Origin of the sequence: Lelliottia sp. SL45, from assembly GCF_026672535.1 — a bacterium.
GTDB lineage: Bacteria > Pseudomonadota > Gammaproteobacteria > Enterobacterales > Enterobacteriaceae > Enterobacter > Enterobacter nimipressuralis.
This window is the reverse complement of record NZ_JAPPRH010000003.1, coordinates 1189157-1207581: the sequence shown is the minus strand read 5'-3', so window position 1 is coordinate 1207581 and position 18425 is coordinate 1189157. Positions and strand designations below refer to the sequence as shown.

The 18425-nt window shown below is 55.7% G+C and carries 19 protein-coding genes; 8 read left to right on the top strand and 11 right to left on the bottom strand.

Features of this window, described 5'->3' with window-relative positions; genetic code table 11:
• Positions 1 to 8 precede the first annotated feature (8 nt).
• A complete protein-coding gene (locus tag OVA10_RS11775; protein WP_268195992.1) occupies positions 9 to 1307 on the bottom strand; it encodes a D-amino acid dehydrogenase in 1299 nt (432 codons plus the stop codon).
• Positions 1308 to 1630: 323 nt separating this feature from the next.
• Between OVA10_RS11775 and OVA10_RS11770 the strand changes: the two genes are divergently transcribed.
• Positions 1631 to 3163: a SpoVR family protein gene (locus OVA10_RS11770; RefSeq protein ID WP_268195991.1), complete on the top strand. Its 1533-nt coding sequence runs from the start codon at positions 1631 to 1633 to the stop codon at positions 3161 to 3163.
• A gap of 104 nt (positions 3164 to 3267) precedes the next feature.
• Here OVA10_RS11770 and fadR read toward each other — a convergent pair whose 3' ends face one another.
• Complete coding sequence (gene fadR / locus OVA10_RS11765) at positions 3268 to 3987, bottom strand: fatty acid metabolism transcriptional regulator FadR (RefSeq protein ID WP_100779841.1); 720 nt, start codon at positions 3985 to 3987, stop codon at positions 3268 to 3270.
• Positions 3988 to 4188: 201 nt separating this feature from the next.
• On the opposite strand from fadR, the gene nhaB reads away from it, so the two are divergent.
• Entirely contained in the window at positions 4189 to 5727 is a 1539-nt protein-coding gene (nhaB, locus tag OVA10_RS11760; RefSeq protein WP_268195990.1) for a Na(+)/H(+) antiporter NhaB, read from the top strand.
• A 144-nt stretch (positions 5728 to 5871) separates the two neighbouring features.
• The gene (gene dsbB, locus OVA10_RS11755) at positions 5872 to 6402 is read left to right on the top strand and encodes a disulfide bond formation protein DsbB (RefSeq protein WP_100779839.1); all 531 of its coding nucleotides are present in this window, start codon (positions 5872 to 5874) and stop codon (positions 6400 to 6402) included.
• A 43-nt stretch (positions 6403 to 6445) separates the two neighbouring features.
• On the opposite strand, the gene OVA10_RS11750 is transcribed toward dsbB, so the two are convergent.
• From OVA10_RS11750 to OVA10_RS11740, 3 genes are all read right to left on the bottom strand, one after another.
• Complete coding sequence (locus OVA10_RS11750; protein WP_100779838.1) at positions 6446 to 6889, bottom strand: YcgN family cysteine cluster protein; 444 nt, start codon at positions 6887 to 6889, stop codon at positions 6446 to 6448.
• A gap of 93 nt (positions 6890 to 6982) precedes the next feature.
• Positions 6983 to 7642, bottom strand: a complete 660-nt coding sequence (locus tag OVA10_RS11745) for a fumarylacetoacetate hydrolase family protein (protein WP_100779837.1) — start codon at positions 7640 to 7642, stop codon at positions 6983 to 6985.
• 47 nt (positions 7643 to 7689) lie between these two features.
• Positions 7690 to 7965, bottom strand: a complete 276-nt coding sequence (locus tag OVA10_RS11740; protein WP_123427625.1) for a YcgL domain-containing protein — start codon at positions 7963 to 7965, stop codon at positions 7690 to 7692.
• Between the two features lie 123 nt (positions 7966 to 8088).
• Between OVA10_RS11740 and minC the strand changes: the two genes are divergently transcribed.
• From minC to minE, 3 genes are read left to right on the top strand one after another with little or no spacing between them, the layout of a single operon-like run.
• Positions 8089 to 8796 carry a septum site-determining protein MinC gene (minC, locus tag OVA10_RS11735; RefSeq protein ID WP_102103953.1) on the top strand — a complete coding sequence of 236 codons (708 nt, stop codon included), beginning with the start codon at positions 8089 to 8091 and terminating at the stop codon, positions 8794 to 8796.
• A 23-nt stretch (positions 8797 to 8819) separates the two neighbouring features.
• Complete coding sequence (gene minD, locus OVA10_RS11730) at positions 8820 to 9632, top strand: septum site-determining protein MinD (protein ID WP_100779834.1); 813 nt, start codon at positions 8820 to 8822, stop codon at positions 9630 to 9632.
• A gap of 3 nt (positions 9633 to 9635) precedes the next feature.
• Positions 9636 to 9905 carry a cell division topological specificity factor MinE gene (minE, locus tag OVA10_RS11725; RefSeq protein WP_010432714.1) on the top strand — a complete coding sequence of 90 codons (270 nt, stop codon included), beginning with the start codon at positions 9636 to 9638 and terminating at the stop codon, positions 9903 to 9905.
• A gap of 51 nt (positions 9906 to 9956) precedes the next feature.
• Here the strand turns inward: minE and rnd are convergent, their stop codons facing one another.
• The 5 genes from rnd to OVA10_RS11700 all read right to left on the bottom strand — a co-directional run bounded on the left by rnd (position 9957) and on the right by OVA10_RS11700 (position 16339).
• Positions 9957 to 11084 carry a ribonuclease D gene (rnd, locus tag OVA10_RS11720; RefSeq protein WP_100780862.1) on the bottom strand — a complete coding sequence of 376 codons (1128 nt, stop codon included), beginning with the start codon at positions 11082 to 11084 and terminating at the stop codon, positions 9957 to 9959.
• A gap of 72 nt (positions 11085 to 11156) precedes the next feature.
• Positions 11157 to 12842 carry a long-chain-fatty-acid--CoA ligase FadD gene (fadD, locus tag OVA10_RS11715; RefSeq protein WP_268195989.1) on the bottom strand — a complete coding sequence of 562 codons (1686 nt, stop codon included), beginning with the start codon at positions 12840 to 12842 and terminating at the stop codon, positions 11157 to 11159.
• A 203-nt stretch (positions 12843 to 13045) separates the two neighbouring features.
• On the bottom strand, positions 13046 to 13630 hold the full coding sequence (locus OVA10_RS11710; protein ID WP_100779831.1) for a Slp family lipoprotein: 585 nt from the start codon (positions 13628 to 13630) through the stop codon (positions 13046 to 13048).
• A 37-nt stretch (positions 13631 to 13667) separates the two neighbouring features.
• Entirely contained in the window at positions 13668 to 14363 is a 696-nt protein-coding gene (gene tsaB, locus OVA10_RS11705) for a tRNA (adenosine(37)-N6)-threonylcarbamoyltransferase complex dimerization subunit type 1 TsaB (RefSeq protein WP_268195987.1), read from the bottom strand.
• Between the two features lie 65 nt (positions 14364 to 14428).
• Positions 14429 to 16339, bottom strand: a complete 1911-nt coding sequence (locus tag OVA10_RS11700; protein ID WP_268195985.1) for an ATP-dependent DNA helicase — start codon at positions 16337 to 16339, stop codon at positions 14429 to 14431.
• A gap of 127 nt (positions 16340 to 16466) precedes the next feature.
• On the opposite strand from OVA10_RS11700, the gene OVA10_RS11695 reads away from it, so the two are divergent.
• Positions 16467 to 16811, top strand: coding sequence for a RidA family protein (locus OVA10_RS11695; protein ID WP_107703380.1), 345 nt, complete (start codon positions 16467 to 16469; stop codon positions 16809 to 16811).
• Positions 16812 to 16816: 5 nt separating this feature from the next.
• Here OVA10_RS11695 and OVA10_RS11690 read toward each other — a convergent pair whose 3' ends face one another.
• A complete protein-coding gene (locus OVA10_RS11690) occupies positions 16817 to 17002 on the bottom strand; it encodes a YoaH family protein (RefSeq protein ID WP_100779827.1) in 186 nt (61 codons plus the stop codon).
• A gap of 61 nt (positions 17003 to 17063) precedes the next feature.
• On the opposite strand from OVA10_RS11690, the gene pabB reads away from it, so the two are divergent.
• On the top strand, positions 17064 to 18422 hold the full coding sequence (gene pabB / locus OVA10_RS11685) for an aminodeoxychorismate synthase component 1 (RefSeq protein WP_268195984.1): 1359 nt from the start codon (positions 17064 to 17066) through the stop codon (positions 18420 to 18422).
• Positions 18423 to 18425 lie beyond the last annotated feature (3 nt).

Here is an 18425-nt window from a genome sequence, read left to right as displayed (position 1 = left end):
GCTCCTTGTTAATTATGCGCGCCATGCAGATGCTGCGGGCGAGATGGCGTAAATCCGGATTGATAGCGCGCGGCGCTTAAATCATCAAACGGAATTGCCGGGGTGCGGCCCGAGATCAAATCGCTCAGCAATTGCCCTGAACCGCAGGCCATGGTCCAGCCCAGCGTGCCGTGGCCGGTGTTAGTCCATAAATTCTTGAACGGCGTACGGCCGACAATCGGCGTGCCGTCCGGCGTCATAGGACGTAACCCGGTCCAGAACGTGGCCTGCTCGACAAAGCCCCCGCGCGGGAACAGATCGCGAACCACCATCTCAAGCGTTTCGCGGCGCGGTTGCAGCAGTTCCGTGTTAAAGCCGACAATTTCCGCCATTCCGCCGACGCGGATCCGGTTATCAAAGCGGGTGATGGCGATTTTGTAGGTTTCATCAAGAATAGTTGAAACAGGCGCACCGTTGTCCTCTTTCACCGGAATGGTGAGGGAGTAGCCTTTCAGCGGATAGACCGGAATATCGAGCAAGCCTTTCAGCATCGCCGTGGAGTAGGAGCCAAATGCCATTACATAGGCGTCGGCTTTGATCACTTCGTCGCCGCACTTCACGCCGTAGATTTTTTCGCCTTCTGACAGCAGCTTATCGACCGAGGTGTTATAGCGGAATGTCACGCCCGCCTGTTCACACATCTTCGCCAGACGCTGAGTAAAGAGCTGGCAGTCGCCCGTTTCGTCATTTGGCAGGCGCAGCCCGCCCGTCAGTTTGTGTGACACTTCCGCCAGCGCCGGTTCAACCTGCGCCAGCTGGCTGGCTTCGAGCAGCTGATACGGCACGCCTGCATCTTCCAGCACGGCGATATCGCGGGTGGCGTTTTCATACTGCTGCGCGGTGCGGAACAGCTGCAATGTGCCGCCCTGCCGCCCTTCGTATTCGATGCCGGTGGTGTTGCGCAGTTCTTTCAGGCAGTCGCGGCTGTACTCTGCCAGGCGCACCATGCGGCCTTTGTTTTCCATGTAGTGGCGAGTGTCGCAGTTGCGCAGCATCTGCCACATCCACTTGAGCTGGAATTGCGTGCCGTCGAGGCTAATCGCCAGCGGCGCGTGACGCTGGAACATCCATTTGATGGCCTTCAGCGGCACGCCCGGTGCCGCCCACGGCGCCGCATAGCCTGGGGAGATCTGCCCGGCGTTGGCCGCGCTGGTCTCCAGTGCCGATCCCGGTTCGCGATCGATGACCGTCACCTCGTGTCCCGCCTGACTTAAATACCAGGCGCTGGTGACGCCGACAACCCCACTTCCCAGTATGACAACACGCATAGCCACTCCGTTATGTGCAAAAGAACAATCTTCTAATTACAGATTGATAACCTAGTTGAAAATATTATTCAACATACGACTTTTTTATGGTGACTTAACTCACATCTTCCCCAGCCAGCGGGGATGGCGCTTATTTAGGATCTTTTACTGCGCGCTCTTTTTAACCAGCAGAAAATTCTGCGAGACAGCCGTTTTCTCCGGGATCGAAAATCGGAAATCGCAAAGAAAAAATTTCTGCGTCAGCACGCTTTTCAACGCGTTGTTCTATGCTTGAAAAGAGGTTCTCCAGACTAGAGAGAGCTATCAACAACGAGGGCGCGCTAATGGCTACACTTGACTCAATGAACAAGGACAGCACTCGTCTCAGCGATGGACCCGACTGGACCTTCGAGCTGCTGGATGTCTATCTGGCCGAAATCGACCGGGTGGCTAAGCTGTATCGACTGGACACCTACCCGCACCAGATCGAAGTCATTACCTCCGAACAGATGATGGACGCCTACTCGAGCGTCGGGATGCCGATCAACTACCCGCACTGGTCGTTCGGTAAAAAATTCATTGAGACCGAGCGACTCTACAAGCACGGCCAGCAAGGGCTGGCGTATGAGATCGTCATTAACTCCAATCCCTGCATCGCCTATCTGATGGAGGAGAACACCATTACCATGCAGGCGCTGGTGATGGCGCACGCCTGCTACGGGCACAACTCGTTCTTCAAAAATAACTACCTGTTCCGCAGCTGGACCGATGCCAGTTCGATTGTCGATTACCTGATTTTCGCCCGTAAGTACATCACCGAATGCGAGGAGCGCTACGGGGTGGACGAGGTGGAAAAACTGCTCGACTCCTGTCACGCGCTGATGAATCACGGCGTGGATCGCTACAAACGCCCACAAAAAATCTCCCTCCAGGAGGAGAAAGCGCGGCAGAAAAGTCGCGAAGAGTATCTGCAAAGCCAGGTGAATATGCTGTGGCGTACCCTGCCGAAACGCGAAGAGGAGAAAACGATCGCCGAAGCGCGGCGTTATCCGTCTGAGCCGCAGGAGAACTTACTCTACTTTATGGAAAAAAATGCGCCGCTGCTGGAGCCGTGGCAGCGTGAAATCTTACGCATCGTGCGTAAGGTGAGTCAGTATTTTTATCCGCAAAAACAGACGCAGGTGATGAACGAAGGCTGGGCGACGTTCTGGCATTACACCATCCTGAACCACCTGTATGACGAAGGCAAAGTGACCGAGCGGTTTATGCTCGAGTTCCTGCACAGCCACACTAACGTGGTCTTCCAGCCGCCGTATAACAGCCCGTGGTACAGCGGGATTAACCCCTATGCCCTCGGCTTTGCGATGTTCCAGGATATCAAACGCATCTGTCAGTCCCCGACGGAAGAGGATAAATACTGGTTCCCGGACATCGCCGGTTCCGACTGGCTGGAGACGCTCCATTTCGCGATGCGCGACTTTAAAGACGAGAGCTTTATCAGCCAGTTCATGTCACCGAAAATCATGCGTGATTTCCGCTTCTTTACCGTTCTGGATGACGATCGTAATAATTATCTGGAGATATCGGCGATTCACAACGAGGAAGGCTACCGTGAGATCCGCTCGCGCCTCTCCTCTCAGTACAACCTGAGCAATCTGGAACCGAATATCCAGGTGTGGAACGTGGATTTACGCGGCGATCGCTCTCTGACGCTGCGCTATATTCCGCATAACCGTGCGCCGCTGGATAAAGGCCGCAAAGAGGTGCTCAAGCATGTGCATCGCCTGTGGGGCTTTGACGTGTTGATGGAGCAGCAAAACGAGGACGGGAGCGTGGAACTGCTGGAGCGCTGCCCGGCGCGGGGAAACACGCTGTAATCGCATTGCCGGGTGGCGACGCACCTTCCCCGGCTTTCGTATGACTCAGCTTCAGGCCCTTTTATACGGGCAAAAAAAGCCTCTCAGTCGAGAGGCTTTTTCTGTTAATGACCGTGAATCGCTAAATCGCCCGGCAGATTTTTCTGCATCCGGTGCCAGATCTCGCCGCTGTCATGGCCGTAACGACGCACCGTTTCATAGACCTGATCGTGCTGGCCTTCGGTGCAAAGCTGGCTTAACTTGTGGTAGAAACCGAGCGCCAGGCTGCGCGCTTCCGGATTGGCGAAATAGTGGCGACCAATGCGGGTGTACAGCCCTTTCATGCCGTTAAGGATCAATCCATAAATCGGATTTCCCGACGCAAACGCCAGGCCACGGAAGATGTTGTAATCGAGGGTCGCAAACGCATCCGCGTGATCGTCAACTGCCGTCGCCGTCGCCAGCACTTCCAGCGCCTTTTCAGGATGCTGACGGAAGGCAGTACGGATAAAGATGGTAGAAATGTTGGTGCGCACCGACAGCAAATTATCGATCAGCTGTGGAACGCTCTCGTGATCGAGACGGGCGAGCGTTTCAAGAATGTTCAGACCCGACGTTTCCCAGAAGTTATTCACTTTGGTCGGTTTGCCGTGCTGAATCGTCAACCAGCCATCACGCGCCAGACGCTGAAGAACTTCGCGTAAAGTGGTACGTGTTACGCCAATCAGTTCAGACAATTCACGTTCAGCGGGAAGAATCGTTCCAGGAGCGAAACGGTTATTCCAGATGCTTTCAATGATGTACTCTTCAGCGAAACCCGCCGGGCTTTGCGCCTTTATGACCATAGTGAGATTTCCATTACACAGCTTTAACTAATTCACTCATCATACCAGAGGCTGACAGTGGCAGATAGCGCAGCGACGCGGGAAAAAAGGGATCACCGTTTCATTTTTATCAAATACAGCATCCTGGTCGACAGCCGTTATTCATGCAAATTGTGCGTATAATAATGTTTTGCTTAACTTTGGCGAGGAAGGAACTCTCTGGTGGAAATGTCTTACGGACGCGCCCTGTGGCGCAATTTTTTAGGCCAGTCACCCGACTGGTACAAGCTGACGCTGCTCATTTTTCTGATCGCTAACCCTGTGGTGTTTATCTTCTCGCCGTTTGTGGCCGGCTGGCTGCTGGTGGCCGAGTTTATCTTCGCCCTGGCGATGGCGCTGAAATGCTATCCCCTGCTCCCCGGCGGGCTGCTGGCGATTGAAGCGGTGTTTATCGGCATGACCAGCGCAGAGCGCGTGAAAGACGAGCTGGCCACTAACCTGGAAGTGCTCCTGCTGCTGATGTTTATGGTGGCCGGGATCTACTTTATGAAGCAACTGCTGCTGTTTATCTTCACGCGGCTGCTGCTGAGTATTAGTTCCAAAACGGTGCTTTCCCTCTCCTTCTGTCTGGCCGCTGCGTTTCTCTCCGCATTCCTCGATGCGCTGACGGTCGTTGCAGTCGTGATAAGCGTCGCCGTCGGTTTTTACGGCATTTATCATCGCGTGGCCTCAACGAAAACCGAGAGCGATTTGCAGGATGACAGCCAGATTGACGTGCCGAAGCGCGACGTTCTGGAACAGTTTCGTGCGTTCCTGCGCAGCCTGATGATGCACGCGGGCGTCGGCACGGCACTCGGCGGCGTGATGACGATGGTCGGCGAGCCGCAAAACCTCATTATTGCGAAAGCCGCGGGCTGGAACTTTACCGAATTCTTCCTGCGCGTGGCGCCGGTGAGCGTCCCGGTCTTTGTCTGCGGGCTGCTGACCTGTGTGTTGCTCGAGAAAACCAAAAGCTTCGGCTATGGCGCCCAGTTGCCCGGCCCGGTTCGCGATGTGCTGCATGAATTTGATTTGAAAAGCCGCAGCCAGCGCACCCGTCAGGAAAAACTGGCGCTGATCGCCCAGGGTATCATCGGCGTGTGGCTTATCGTCGCGCTGGCATTCCACCTGGCGGAAGTGGGGCTTATTGGCCTGTCGGTGATTATTCTGGCGACGTCGTTTACCGGTGTGACCGACGAACATGCGATCGGCAAGGCATTTACCGAAGCGCTGCCGTTTACTGCCCTGCTGGCGGTGTTTTTTGCCATTGTGGCGGTGATTATCGATCAGCAACTGTTCTCGCCGATTATCGACTTTGTCCTGCAGGCGTCACCCGACTCTCAGCTGTCACTCTTTTATCTGTTTAACGGCCTGCTCTCTTCTATTTCCGATAACGTATTTGTTGGATCGGTGTATATCAATGAGGCCAAAGCGGCGCTTGAACACGGGGCCATTAATATTAACCAGTTTGAGCTGCTGGCCGTGGCGATTAATACCGGCACCAATTTGCCGTCGGTGGCGACGCCAAACGGACAAGCGGCGTTTCTGTTCCTGCTGACCTCGGCGCTGGCTCCCCTGATTCGTTTGTCTTACGGTCGGATGGTGTGGATGGCGCTGCCGTATACGCTGGTATCAACCGTTGTCGGCTTGCTGTGCGTCAAATTTACCCTCATTCCTTATACGCAATGGTTGTTGCAAATAGGTATACTGGCCGCGCATTAAGTCCCTGAATTCGGGTGGTTCGCTGCCCGGTTTGACTTTCTGCATTATAAACATCCAATTACGTTTTATTTTGCCAGGAGCATCTGGCGCTAAAATCGTTTTGGTTTACACTGCGCTTTCTAAGCCTGTTCCAGGGAAATGATTATGTTGCGATTTTTGAACCAATGCTCTCGCGGTCGCGGAGCGTGGTTATTGATGGCCCTGACCGCCTTTGCGCTGGAAATGGTAGCGCTCTGGTTCCAGCATGTGATGTTGCTGAAACCCTGTGTGCTGTGTATTTACGAACGTTGTGCGCTGTTCGGTATTATGGGTGCAGGGCTGGTGGGTGCGATTGCGCCAAAATCCCCGCTGCGTTATGCCGGGATCGCCCTCTGGTTGTACAGTGCCTGGAAAGGCATTGAGCTGGCGTGGCAGCACACCATGATGCAGCTGCATCCCTCCCCGTTCCAGACCTGTGATTTTGCCGCCCGCTTCCCAGGCTGGCTGCCGCTGGACAAGTGGCTGCCGCAGGTGTTTGTGGCCTCCGGTGATTGCTCTGTTCGTCAGTGGGAATTCCTGACGCTGGAGATGCCGCAGTGGCTGGTCGGTATTTTCGTCGCCTACTTCGTGGTGGCGCTGCTGGTACTGATTGCCCAGCCGTTCAAACCGAAAAAACGCGATTTGTTCGGTCGATAAGCACAAACAGCACCCAACAAAAAACCCGCCTCGGCGGGTTTTTTTATGCGTGTTTGGGATGGTTGAGAATATGGTCTTCCCAGTCCTGCACTTCGGATTCTTTCACCGCGATATGTCGCACCGAAATGCGCTCGCCGTGCATCGCCGCTTTTGAGCCGGTCAGCAGCGGATGCCAGTCCGGCAAACCTTTCCCTTCCGCCAGCAGGCGATAGGCGCAGGTGTGAGGCAGCCATTCAAACGTCGGGAGATTGTCGCGGGTCAGCTTGATGCAGTCCGGCTCGTACTCGAAACGGCGCTCGTAGTTGCGGCACTGGCAGGTTTTGATGTTCAGCTGCTTGCAGGCGACGTTGGTGAAGTAGATTTCATCCGTGTCTTCGTCCATCAGCTTATGCAGGCAGCACTGCCCGCAGCCGTCGCACAGCGATTCCCACTCCACGTCGGTCATTTCGTCGAGAGTCTTGCTTTGCCAGAAAGGGGTTTCGCTCATAAGGATGTCCACACGTCAAAAGAAAGCGCACCTTATAACCAGTCTGGCACGTGGATGCAAGTTTTGCCGCCGATTAACAGCGGCAACGGCATTTTACAGCACGCGCGTCTTAACGGATTGTCCGTTAAAACCGATTTCCAGTTCGTCACCGCTCAGCAGTGGCCCAACGCCTTCTGGTGTACCGGTGAGGATCACATCGCCCGGCTTGAGGGTGAAGTAACGGCTCATGTAGGCGATAAGCGGCAGGATCTTATGGATCATGTCAGAGGTATTCCCCTGCTGGCGAATTTCGCCGTTCACTTTCAGGCTCAACGGGGTGTTTTGCGGATCGGCGTGGAATTCGGCGGCCGGAATAAAACCGGAGATCGGGCAGGAATTATCAAAGCCTTTGGCTTTTTCCCACGGCTGGCCGGCTTTTTTCATTTTGCCCTGCACATCGCGCAGGGTCAGATCCAATGCAACTCCGTAGCCTGCGATGGCTTTCTGCACGTGATCCTCGGATGCCTGACGCAGCGTGCCGCCAATCAGCACCGCCAGTTCGACTTCATGGTGTACCGAACCCAGCCCCTGCGGTAGCGCCAGCGGCTGGCGAATATCGCAAATAGCGGTTTCCGGCTTGATAAACAACACAGGCTCTTCTGGCACGGCACTGCCCATTTCCTGAATGTGCTTCGCATAATTGCTGCCTACGCAGACCACTTTGCTTACAGGGTAATCCAGTAATGCGCCTTGCCAGTTGTGATGTTGATACATGCTCGTCCCCTACACGGTTGATATGTCACCCACGGAGTTGGCCGGGGTTATTTTTTTCCGTCACCTGCGAGATGCTGTTTTAATAAATTCTCAGGAGGTGGCGGAAGCTGTAAATAATAGCCTTGTTCTTTCAGGGCGGTTTTCACTTTATCCAGATCGGCATTCACCAGTTTTTTACGACCGTCCAGCGGCAACAGCATCGCCAGCTGCGGCGCGCCGAAGCCTTTCATTAATTCTTCCGGTACGCGGGAAAAATCGTCTTTTTTCTCGACATAAAGATAGGTCTGGTCGCGTTTAGTACTTCTGTAGATCACACAAAACATGTTTTTACTCTGAATTATCGGTGGTTGCTTGCCTCAATATACCAGTGACTATAACATGCCTGATACTCTTCGGAATATCGCAACGAATGTGCTGCGATTAACAGCAAATTGAGTAAGGCCAGGATGTCAAACACGCCCATCGAGCTTAAAGGCAGTAGCTTCACCTTATCAGTGGTTCATTTGCATGATGCAAAACCCGAGGTTATTCGTCAGGCGTTAGAAGACAAAATCGCGCAGGCACCCGCTTTTCTGAAACACGCCCCAGTGGTGGTGAATGTCAGCGGTCTCGACGCGCCTGTGAACTGGCAGCATCTTCAGCAGGCGGTCGCCTCGACCGGGCTGCGTATTGTTGGCATTAGCGGCTGCAAAGATGCCCGTCTCAAAGATGAAATCGAGCGTGCCGGTCTGCCCCTTCTGACTGAAGGCAAAGAAAAAACCGTCCGTTCTCCGGCGAAAGCCGCCCCGACGCCTCCACCGCCCGCGCAAACTGTTACTCCTATCACAAAAACGCGAATGATTGATGTGCCGGTTCGTTCCGGTCAGCGCATTTATGCACCAAACTGTGATCTGATTGTGACAAGCCACGTCAGCGCTGGCGCTGAGCTGATTGCCGATGGCAATATTCACGTCTACGGTATGATGAGAGGACGCGCGCTGGCCGGTGCCAGTGGCGATCGGGAAGCACAAATATTTTGTACCCATCTGACGGCGGAACTGGTTTCCATCGCAGGTGAATATTGGCTGAGTGACAAGATCCCAGCCGAATTTTATGGCAAAGCGGCACGCCTGCGACTCGCAGAGAACGCTTTGACTGTTCAACCGTTGAATTGATCCCTTTTTAACAAGGAATTTCTATGGCACGCATTATTGTTGTGACTTCGGGTAAAGGAGGCGTTGGCAAGACCACCTCCAGCGCGGCCATCGCTACTGGTTTGGCCCAGAAGGGAAAGAAGACAGTTGTTATCGATTTCGATATCGGCCTGCGTAACCTCGACCTGATCATGGGCTGTGAGCGTCGCGTTGTGTATGACTTTGTTAACGTCATTCAGGGCGATGCCACCCTTAACCAGGCGCTGATTAAAGATAAGCGCACGGAAAACCTCTTTATTCTTCCTGCTTCTCAGACGCGCGACAAAGATGCGCTGACCCGCGAAGGCGTGGAGAAAGTGCTCGACGAACTGAAAAAGATGGAGTTCGACTTTGTGGTCTGCGACTCCCCTGCCGGTATCGAAACGGGCGCGCTGATGGCGCTGTATTTCGCTGACGAAGCCATTATCACCACCAACCCGGAAGTCTCCTCTGTACGTGACTCTGACCGTATTCTGGGCATTCTGGCGTCTAAATCTCGTCGCGCGGAAAATGGTCAGGACCCGATTAAAGAGCACCTGCTGCTGACCCGTTACAATCCGGGTCGCGTTAATAAGGGTGACATGCTGAGCATGGAAGACGTGCTGGAGATCCTGCGCATCAAACTGGTTGGCGTCATTCCGGAAGATCAATCCGTGCTGCGCGCCTCTAACCAGGGCGAGCCGGTGATCCTCGATACGATGGCAGACGCGGGTAAAGCCTACGCTGATACCGTTGACCGTCTGCTGGGAGAAGAACGTCCTTTCCGCTTCATTGAAGAAGAGAAGAAAGGTTTCCTCAAACGCCTGTTCGGAGGATAAGTTATGGCATTACTGGACTTTTTTCTCTCGCGGAAAAAAAGCACCGCCAACATCGCGAAAGAGCGACTGCAAATTATCGTTGCGGAACGTCGCCGCAGCGATGCTGAACCACACTATTTGCCGCAGCTGCGCAAAGACATCCTGGAAGTGATTTGTAAGTATGTGCAGATCGACCCGGAGATGGTCACCGTGCAGCTGGAGCAGAAGGATGGGGATATTTCGATTCTGGAGCTGAACGTGACGCTGCCGGAAGCGGAAGAGTCACGTCCATAGCATTATGAACGTATTAATGCCGGGTAGCGCTTCGCTTACCCGGCAATTTTATTACTGCGGATAGTCTGCCAGCAGGGTTTTCAGACGTTCGCCCATCAACTCCCCGCGCCAGCCCGCAATCAGTTCCGGCAGGCCATTTTGTGGTTTTAACTTCCAGTGCCAGTTCAGCAGCTGATTGATCTGACGGCGTGACGCCAGCAGCTCTGGGCTTATCTTGTTTTCCGTTCCCACTTCCAGCACCAGCGCTTTGATCTCTTTGAACGCTTTGCGATAGCCTGGCATATCCATCAAGTTCAACAGTGGCTCCGGCAGTTCATCGTCCGGCAACTGCTGGGCTTTGGCGACCAGTGCCAGCAACGTTTTGCCGTGGAAGCGAATTTCACTGCCCGATAATCCGATACTGTCCAGTTCGCCCATGCTGCCCGGCATATAGCGCGCAACCGCCCACAGATGCTCTTCGCGTACGACAAAATTGACCGCCAGATCGCGCTCGCGCGCTTTGCGCAGACGCCAGTCGGCCAGCAGCTGCAGGCAGGCAAGCTGACGGGTACGCAGCTGCCAGGCGTTGGTGATATCGCGCCAGGCGTCTTTCGGGTCGACCACTTCCTGACGGCGCTGCTGTGTCATACGGCATTCGTTGAGCGCTGCATCCAGCCAGCCGGCGTCTTCAGCCTCTTTCATCAGTTGGCCGCAAATTGGCAACAGGTAAAAGACATCGGCAGCGGCGTAGTCCAGTTGACGTTCAGTCAGTGGACGCGCCAGCCAGTCGGTGCGCGACTCGCTCTTATCCAGCGCAATCCCGGTATACTCTTCGACCATCGCGGCAAAGCCCCAGGAGAGCGGACGGCCGGAGAAAGCGGCGAGAATTTGCGTATCAATCAGGGGTTCCGGCATCACGCCAAAGGTATTGAGGAATACCTCCAGATCTTCACTACCCGCATGCAGATATTTGGTCACGGCGGTATCGAGCAGAAGTTCACGCATCGGCGCCCAGTCCGTGATACCCAGCGGGTCAATCAGCGAGACTTTTTTGCCATCGTACATCTGGATCAAACCCAACTGGGGATAGTAGGTTCGCGTGCGAACAAACTCGGTATCCAGAGCAATAGCGGGAAAGTCGCGGGTGACGTTGCACAGCGTTGCCAGCTCGTCGTTGGTAGTGATCATCTGGTAATTCAAAACGGTTTCTCTCTGGTTTGCGCCCATAAAAAACGCCGGCTAACCGGCGTGTGGTGGCGACTCACTCGAAGCTTAGGCTTTATTGTCCACTTTGGAACGCGCTTCGTCACGTAATTCTCGTCGTAATATCTTCCCGACGTTCGATTTTGGCAGCTCCGTGCGGAACTCCACCAGCTTCGGCACTTTGTAACCGGTAAGCTGACGACGACAGAACGCGATCAGTTCATCTTCGTTCAGCGAGGGGGCTTTTTTGACCACGAATATCTTCACCGCTTCGCCGCTGCTGCCGGACGGCACACCGACGGCAGCCACTTCCTGCACCCCCTCGTGCTGCATCACCACGTCTTCGATCTCGTTAGGATAAACGTTAAAACCGGAGACCAGAATCATGTCTTTTTTACGATCGACAATGCGCAGGAAACCTTCGTCGTCCATCACCGCGATGTCGCCCGTGTAGAGCCAGCCGTCTTTGATGATTTCATCCGTCGCATCCGGGCGCTGCCAGTAGCCGAGCATGACCTGCGGGCCTTTGACGCACAGTTCGCCCGGCTCACCGTGAGGCACTTCATTACCTTCGTCGTCGACCAGTTTGGCCTCCGTTGACGGCACCGGCAGACCAATGCTGCCGCTGTGATAATCGATATCATGCGGGTTAACGCTGACCAGCGGCGCGCACTCTGTCAGGCCGTAACCCTCCAGCAGATACTGCCCGGTGAGTTTCACCCAGCGGTCGGCCACCGCCTGCTGAACCGGCATGCCGCCGCCCGCAGAGAGGTGCAGCGTGGAGAAGTCGAGCTGCTGGAACTCTTTATTGTTGAGCAGTGCGTTAAACAGCGTGTTCACTCCGGTCATGGCGGTGAACGGATATTTCGCCAGCTCTTTCACCAGCCCCGGAATATCACGCGGGTTGGTAATCAGTAAATTCTGTCCGCCCAGCTCGATAAACAGCAGGCAGTTCATGGTCAGAGCAAAAATGTGATACAGCGGCAGCGCCGTGACCACCAGCTCTTTGCCGCGGTGCAGCAGCGGGCCGTAGGTCGCATTCACCTGCTCAAGGTTCGCCAGCATGTTGCGGTGGGTCAGCATCGCCCCTTTCGCAACGCCGGTCGTACCACCGGTGTACTGCAGAAAAGCCAGATCGTCTGAGACCACTTCCGGCTTCACATACTGCATGCGATAGCCGCTCTGCAGCGCACGGCGGAAAGAGATGGCATCCGGCAGATGGTATTTCGGCACCAGACGCTTCACGTATTTGACGACAAAGTTAACCAGCGTCCCTTTGGCGGTGGAAAGCTGATCGCCCATGCGGGTCAGGATCACGTGGCGGACCTGAGTTTTATCGACCACTTTTTCCAGCGTATGGGCAAAGTTGGAGACAATCACAATCGCCGCCGCGCCGCTGTCATTCAACTGGTGCTCCAGCTCGCGCGGAGTATAGAGCGGGTTGACGTTAACCACGATCATCCCCGCCCGCAAAATACCGAACAGTGCCACCGGATACTGAAGCAGGTTTGGCATCATCAGCGCGACGCGGTCCCCTTTCTTCAGGCCCAGGCCTTCCTGCAAATAGGCGGCAAAGGCCCGGCTGCGCTCTTCCAGTTTGCGGAAGGTCATCACTTCGCCCATGTTCACAAACGCAGGCTGATCCGCGTAGCGCGCGACCGAGTGCTCAAATAATTCAACCAGGGATTGATAACGGTCAGGATTGATCTCCGCAGGCACATCTGCGGGATAACGGTTAAGCCAAACCTTTTTCAATGCATCACCTCTGAAATGAGTGTTCGTCGTCATCACAACCCCGATAATAAACAGTTCGTTAACATTATATTAACTCAGCGTACCAGTTTATTAATTGTTCGAATTTAAGGTTGCGAAGCGCGTCACTCTTTTTTTTGTGTTATATCCGTAAAAAACAGAGACAGCGGCTGAGCCGCTGTCTCTTATCTAATAATAACAGTAAGTTATTCTGTAACGATGGTCTGAACCTGAGCCGGGCCTGGATTGTACCAGCCCCATCCACCGTAGCCGCCGTAACGGTACGGGTGCGGTCCCCACATCCATGGGTCGATAGGCTGCGGTGGCAGCATGACCTGCTGGGTCAGGTGCCAGCGTTTGTAGCCGGTGGCCTGCAGGGTCATAAATTTATACGGCGTGTTACCGATTTTCCCCTGTACCGTGCCGGTGATTGGCCCAACGACCGTCACCAGCTGGCCACGGAAATCGACCGGATCGAGGAAACCGTTCACATCTGCATAAATTCGCCCACGCGAAGGTTCGCCCAGAACTGGCCGCGCGCCGCTGTCCAGCGGCACCGTCGCAATTTCCAGACGGGTTTTGCCCTGCTGGTTCTGGATGTCCACCACTTTGCCGCCGAAGCGTGCCTCCTGGCCAACGTAAAGCTCAGGCGCATTCATCACCCGCACCAGATCCTGCTGCGGTGTCGGACTGCTTCCTTTTATCGCGTCAGGAACGGTGACACATCCACTTAATGCCACAGCGATAGCGCCCGCTATGAAGAGGCGTACAACCTTTGTTTGAACCGCCATGATGCGACTCCCTTTTCTCAGTGCTTATTACTGAGATTCACGCCCTGCCCGGAAGTTTCTTCCAGGCCACTTCATTTCGCAAATAAACCGGCTCAGCGTGTTCAACGGCCACGGTTTTTCCCGCGCTCAGCAGCTGACAGGCGATCGGCAGCATATCTTCTGCATGGGGGAGTAACACCTGACCATCAACCAGCGTCAGACCGCTGTCATTTGCCATATCCGGCCAGGCTGGCCAGCCTGTACCCACAGTAGCCCACTCGCCGGAAAGTTGTTTCAACCGTTCAGCAACGGCGTCCGGTTTGAGCACCGACTCGGTCTCTTCACCGTGCCAGACGCCCTGCTCATCGCGCGTATACTCGCCCCAGTAGACTTCGCCCATGCGCGCATCAATCGCGGCCAGCACTCGCGTCGCGCCAGTGGTGCGCCATGCGCCCTGCGCCATTGTGGCGAGTGTGGAAACGCCAATCATTGGCAGATCGGCGCCCAGTGCCAGGCCCTGCGCGATACCAATGCCGATACGCACGCCGGTGAAGCTGCCCGGCCCACGGCCAAAGGCCAGCGCGTCGAGTTCAGTTAAAGTGGAGTTGCCCTGGTGAAGGATCTCTTTCACCAGCGGCAGAATACGTTGGGTATGTTCCCGGGGGCACTCTTCAAAATGGGCAAAGAGGGTACCGTTATCCCACAGGGCAACGGAGCAGGCCTCTGTAGCGGTATCAATAGCCAGAATTCGCATGGGTCTCGCGCTCTCGCAATGGGTAGTCACAAAATGGCGCGCATCTTAGCACACTCCAGGGCAAATTACTCCGCCGTTGGGTTCGCCAGGAAACGCACCGCGCGATTAATGTCCCGCGTACGCGGCGCGGGTGGCAGGCTGGCGAGGAATGTCGCGCCGTAAGGGCGCATCACCAGGCGATTGTCGCAGATCACCAGCACGCCGCGGTCGTCCGTATCACGGATCAGACGCCCGACACCCTGCTTCAGGGTGATAACCGCGTCCGGGAGCTGTACGTCGTCAAAAGGATCGCCCCCGCGCAGACGGCAGTCTTCCATGCGCGCTTTGAGCAGCGGATCGTCCGGAGAGGTAAAGGGCAGTTTGTCGATGATCACCAGGGAGAGCGCATCCCCGCGCACGTCCACCCCTTCCCAGAAACTGCTGGTTGCCACCAGCAACGCGTTACCGGCAGTCACAAACTGCTGCAACAGCTGGCCTTTACTGGTTTCCCCCTGCAACAGCACGGGTAAGGTCATGGTGGCGCGAAACTGTTCGGCCAGATCGCGCATCATGGCGTGGGAGGTGCACAGCATGAAGCAGCGGCCATTGTTGGCCTCGATCATCGGTTTGAGCATTGCCGCCAGATGTTTCGCCGCGCCCGGCTGGTTCGGCAGCGGTAAGTTGCGCGGCACGCAGAGCAGTGCCTGGGTTTCGTAATCGAACGGACTGGGCAGCAATAGCGAATCTGACTCCTCAATCCCCAGTCGCTCGGTGAAGTGGTGCAGATCGTCGTTCACGGAGAGCGTCGCGGAGGTAAATATCCAGCTTCCCGGTTTCTGCGCCATCACCTCTTTGAATTTATCGGCCACGGTCAGCGGCGTGAGCGCCAGGGTGAACTGACGTGCGGTGCATTCATACCAGTAGCTAAAGCCGGGCTGGTTGATCTCTTTAAGACGTTTCAGGCGCGTGCGGTACAGCGTGGCGCGCTCAAAAGCGGCGTCGAGCAAGGCGCTGCGCCCGAGGGACAGCTTAGCCACGTCATAACACAGCTCCAGCGCATCATCGAGCAGCAGCAGCGCGCGCTGGATATTACTGTCGGCTAACAGTTCGCGCAGATTCCCGCGATAGCCGGGTTCGCCCAGCTGCATACGAAAATCCTGCGCGCTTTGCGCCAGCCGGTCAGCGCATTTCTGCAGCTGCTGGGTGTCGCGCAGTTCGGTGCGATAGGCAATGGTGAAATCTTTGGCGAGATCCTGGAGCTGACGGCTGGAGAGCGACTGACCAAAATACTGGCTGGCGATATCCGGCAGTTGATGGGCTTCATCGAAGATCATCACTTCCGCTTCCGGAATCAACTCACCAAAACCGCCGTCCTTAACCACCATATCCGCCAGGAACAGATGGTGGTTCACCACCACCACGTCGGCATCCATCGCAGTTTTACGCGCTTTGACGACAAAACAATCTTTATACAGCGGGCAGTCGCTGCCGAGGCAGTTGTCGTTGGTGCTGGTCACCAGCGGCCACGCCTGAGAGTCTTCGGCGACGCTGGCGCAGGTGCTGATATCCCCGTCGATGGTTTGATTCGCCCAGGCGCGGAGGATGATCACATCGCTCAGGGTCTGGACCGGCAAATCGCCGCCAGCCAGCGCCTGCTGTTCGAGGCGCTCCAGACAGAGATAGTTTGAGCGCCCTTTCAGCAGTGCCAGGCGGCCTTTATAGTTCAGGGCTTTTGCCATTGTCGGCAGGTCACGACTGTAGAGCTGATCCTGCAACGCTTTCGAGCCGGTTGAGATGATCACTTTCTTTTTCGCGCGCAGCGCAGGGGCAAGATAGGCGTAAGTTTTGCCCGTCCCGGTGCCTGCCTCGACCACCAGCGACTGGGTATTTTTGATGGCGCGGGTGACCGCTTCCGCCATATGTCGTTGCGGCTCGCGCGGTTTAAAACCGGGAATCGCCTGCGCTAACTGACCGTCTGCTGAAAAATCGTCTGCCACGTTGCTCTCTCACTGTATTTTTGCACAGGGATTATGTCAGCCCGCCCTCTCCTGTGCCAGTCGAAATAGACGTTGACGGAACATTATGGCAGTCTTGCGGCCTGAAACCATTTATGAGGAAAGGTTTATGACAATTGTGCGCATTGATGCGGAAGCCCGCTGGTCTGACGTTGTGATTCATAATCAGACGCTCTACTACACGGGTGTCCCTGAAAACCTGGACGCTGATGCGTTCGAGCAAACGGCCAATACGCTGGCGCAAATTGACGCGGTTCTGGAAAAACAGGGCAGCGATAAATCCCGCATTCTGGATGCGACCATTTTCCTGGCGAATAAAGACGACTTTGCTGCGATGAACAAAGCCTGGGATGCGTGGGTGGTAGCGGGTCACGCGCCTGTACGCTGTACGGTACAGGCCACGCTGATGAAGCCGCAGTATAAAGTTGAAATCAAGATAATCGCGGCAGTGTAAGACGATTATTCGTCGTCTTCGTCATCCTCGAAACGCGCCACAATCCGATCGCCGGTATGGGTGGCGCGAATTTCCTGGGCCACGGTCGTAATCGCTTGTCCGCTGCTCATTCCCTGGGACATCAGTTCCTGAATACGCTCGACGGCTTTTTGCTGCTGTTCATGACTGAGGGAAGGTAAACCTGCAAACATTATCAACTCCTGCTAAATTATCTGCGCTAATAAATTCACGCTGCCCGGTAGTATGCCACACATGAACCAGTTACCCCCTACTGTCATTTCATTACCCTGGCGTCATGACGCCGCCGAATTCTGGTTTGCGCGCTTAAGCCATCTCCCGTGGGCGATGCTGCTGCACTCCGGACATGCCGATCACCCTTACAGCCGCTTTGATATTCTGGTCGCCGATCCGCTCACCACCCTGACGACCCGTGGTGATTCTACGCAGATATCTTCAAGTGACGTTGTCACATCCACTGACGATCCGCTCGCCCTGCTTGAGCGCGAACTGAACGCCCTGCCGTTCGGCGCCGCAACGGATCCTGATTTGCCTTTCCAGGGGGGCGCGCTGGGGCTGTTTGGCTATGACCTGGGCCGCCGATTTGAAACGCTGCCAGAGCACGCGCAGAAGGATATTACGCTGCCGGATATGGCCGTTGGGCTGTACGACTGGGCGGTGATTGTTGATCACCATAAACAACGGGTTTCACTGCTCAGCCACAGCGACGCTGACGCGCGGCTGGCGTGGCTCGACGCGCAGCAGCCCGTTCCGGCCATTGATTTTGCGCTCACCTCCGCGTGGCGTTCCAATATGAGCGCGGATGAGTACGCGCAGAAGTTTGCGCAGGTGCAGGCGTATCTGCACAGCGGTGACTGCTATCAGGTGAACCTCGCCCAGCGTTTTCAGGCGACTTACGCGGGCGATGAGTGGCAGGCGTTTACGCACCTGAACGCCAGTAACCGCGCGCCATTCAGCGCTTTCCTGCGCCTGGAACAGGGCGCAGTCCTGAGCCTCTCGCCGGAGCGTTTTATTCATCTTGCCGATGGCACTATCCAGACGCGCCCGATTAAAGGCACCCTGCCGCGCCTCACGGCCCCTGACGCCGATCGGCTGCAGGCGGAGAAACTCGCCGCCTCGTCAAAAGATCGCGCCGAGAATCTGATGATTGTCGATCTGATGCGTAATGATATTGGCCGCGTCGCGGAGCCGGGCAGCGTGCGCGTTCCCGAGCTGTTCGTGGTGGAGCCATTTCCGGCGGTGCATCATCTGGTGAGCACGATTACCGCGCGTCTCCCGGCAAGCCGTTCTGCCTGCGATCTGCTGCGTGCGGCGTTTCCTGGCGGGTCGATCACCGGCGCGCCGAAAGTGCGCGCCATGCAGATCATTGACGAACTGGAACCGCATCGCCGTAACGCCTGGTGCGGCAGCATCGGCTACCTGAGCCGGTGTGGCACGATGGATACCAGCATAACCATCCGCACCCTGACCGCCAGTGACGGGCAGCTCTACTGTTCGGCAGGCGGCGGGATTGTGGCCGACAGCCAGGCAAACGCGGAATATCAGGAAACGTTTGATAAAGTGAACCGCATCCTGCATCAACTGGAGAGCTAACAT